4 protein-coding genes are annotated in these 2,355 nt (G+C 48.7%); all 4 read right to left on the bottom strand.

Annotated elements, in window-relative coordinates:
* The coding region (locus Q0605_RS10385) for a hypothetical protein (RefSeq protein WP_298706806.1) at nt 1-458 on the bottom strand (458 nt) is incomplete at its 3' end.
* Nucleotides 459-677: 219 nt separating this feature from the next.
* Nucleotides 678-983, bottom strand: coding sequence for a hypothetical protein (locus Q0605_RS10380; protein WP_297893796.1), 306 nt, complete (start codon nt 981-983; stop codon nt 678-680).
* 40 nt (nt 984-1,023) lie between these two features.
* Nucleotides 1,024-1,887 (bottom strand): Mu-like prophage major head subunit gpT family protein, encoded by an 864-nt coding sequence (locus Q0605_RS10375; RefSeq protein WP_297893794.1) that lies wholly within the window; start codon nt 1,885-1,887, stop codon nt 1,024-1,026.
* A partial coding sequence (locus tag Q0605_RS10370; RefSeq protein WP_298706805.1) for a phage protease occupies nt 1,887-2,355 on the bottom strand: 469 nt, incomplete at its 5' end. The genes Q0605_RS10375 and Q0605_RS10370, both read right to left, overlap by 1 nt.

Below are 2,355 nucleotides of genomic sequence, written 5' to 3'. Positions count from 1 at the left end.
CCGGAAATATCTTTTAGAAATTCGACTATACCGCTATTTGCGTGATACTTATAGTCCTCATCCTTTTTTGGAGCGGTGCCGCCTCCGCCTACGGTGGCACTAAGATTGCCGCCTACGGCTCCTAGATCGACGATTTCGCCCGCTTTGGCGTCGGTAATTTTAACGTTAGCCGTTTTTTCGCTTTGCGACGTTTCGCCAAAATACGCCCGGGCTAAATTCTTTATCGAAATTTCGTCGCTTTTAAAACTCATCGTAGCGCTTTGGCTCTTCACGATCGTTTTATCAATCGCTTGCGTCGCCCCCTCAGTGTTGGTATGTTCTAGCTTCTCAAGCTCGGTCTTTATGCTTACTTCCGAACTGAGCCCGAAGTATTCAAATCTGCCCGTAGGCTTGCCCTCTTTATAGACGTCGATATAGAGCTTGCCGCCGCCTAGGGTGACATAATCGCTGCTAGCCATCTCTTTCTCCTTTATATTTTGATTTCTCGGGCGAGCGAAGCCCGCCCTGCGAGCGGGAGTGCAGGCACTCCCTGCGCCACCTAAAGTTACTGCCTGCTATCGCAGGCGCTTTTTATCGGTTTTTTCTCGGGCGAGCAAAACAAGCTAGGCACTCGGCGTAGCCGATGTTACCTTGAAAGCCCGCTCTGTGAGCGTAAGCTTGGCGTTGCGAGGGAATCTTTAGATTTGATTAAGCTCGCTTTTGCGCTGCCCGCTCTTGATTATCCCGCCGCTGCCGTCATCATTTTTTATCGCTGCCGCTTCTCTTAGAGCTTCGTTTGCCAGTATCTGATCCAGCTGCGTCGGCTCTATTTTCAGTAGTAGCTTGAGTCGAAACATCGCCAGATCCATTAGCGAGGGTTTCGGAATCGCCTTTTTCTTGCTCAGCGCTCTGGCTTCCTCCATCGCTTGCTTCGCTAGAGCCTCGCTCACTTCCGCCTTGTTGAATAGACTCTGTCTCGCTCTGCTTAGAAATTCCTCGTCCATCTTCTAAAAAATCCTCCGCACAATAATGCATCTTATCTCCTTATTTTCCCGTAGACATATAGGCAAGCTGCCACAATGCGTATCCTGCGTTCATAAAGCTTTTGCAGCCAAATAGTGCAGCGTCTTTCATAAATTTATGGTCGTCGCTGCTCTCAAAGACGCCATCTTTCGCAACTTGAAGCACAAAAGGGCGCACCGGTTTGCCTAGATCCATCAAATACCACTCAGTGCCCGCGATCTCCGGCAAAACGAGCAAACTATAACGCTTAAAAGTAGGGTTTGTTTCGCCTGCGGTTAAATGCTCCTTATTTACCGCAGTAATTGCTGCGGCAAGGTTTTTAGGACCGCAGATTAGATGCGTCGGACTTACGCCCAGGGCTTGCCCGGTGTCGCCTTTAATGCTGATCATATAGGCTTCCGCAGCTAAAAGATGCGCCGTATCCAGCGCGCCGGTGCCGCTATTTGCATAGGTATCACTACCAGATGCATGGTCGGCGGCAAAAAACGCCTTGCCGTCGTAGCATTTGCCCTTTGTGGAGTCGGCCGCATTGGCTAGAATTTTCGCCACTAGCGCGCCGCCGAATTTTTTCGCATTGAACGCCATCTGTTCGATCGCAGGTTTATAGAGCCCGACTTTGTCATATTCAAGATGAGTATTTGGCACCGTAACGCTAGCCTCGAAAGGCTGATTTTCTAGCGCATAGCCATAATCCTTGAACTTTTTGATATCTCTATCGCCGACCCACTCTTTCATCATCGGAAAGTTACCCAGCCAAACATATTTCTCGCTTAGATCGTTGCTGTCTATGCGCATAGCAAGAACATCCGCCTCGCTTTTGGTATCGTTGAAGGTCTTTTGAAAGACCGCCTTAAAGCCGATCGATGTCTCTTCAAAATTTGCCATTATTTAATCCCCTTTGCATATTCCTCTTCGCTAAGCCCTAAAAGAGAGGCCACCTTTTTCTGCTCGTCGCTCAAGGAGGACGCGCTATTTTTTTGAAGCTCCTTTTTGCCGAAAAACGCGCCCAAAAGGGAGCTAAGCTTTTGCACCTGTCCGTCTAGCGCCGTGATCTTTTCCTCTATCGCGTTGTTTTCTTTTGCATTCGCTTCGCTTTCTGCGGCATCGTCTTGCTTTGCGTTTACAGCCTCTGCTTTGTTGCTAGCGGCAAAATTTGCGCTAAGCTCCTCTATTTGCTTGCCCAGGGCGTCTATTTTTGCCGAAAGCTCCGAAATTTCTTTATCCATCTCTTCCTCTCCTTTTGAGTTGATTGCGTTGTTTAACAAATTTGGGCGATTTACGAGCCCTACACTATCAAGCCCGATTACCCGTCTATTCTCGCCCATATCGAAAACAGGGCTTAGGTATCGATAC

Origin of the sequence: uncultured Campylobacter sp. (assembly GCF_938017705.1) — a bacterium.
GTDB lineage: Bacteria > Campylobacterota > Campylobacteria > Campylobacterales > Campylobacteraceae > Campylobacter_B.
Note: the sequence above shows the minus strand (reverse complement) of the source record. Positions and strands in the feature narration are given on the sequence as shown.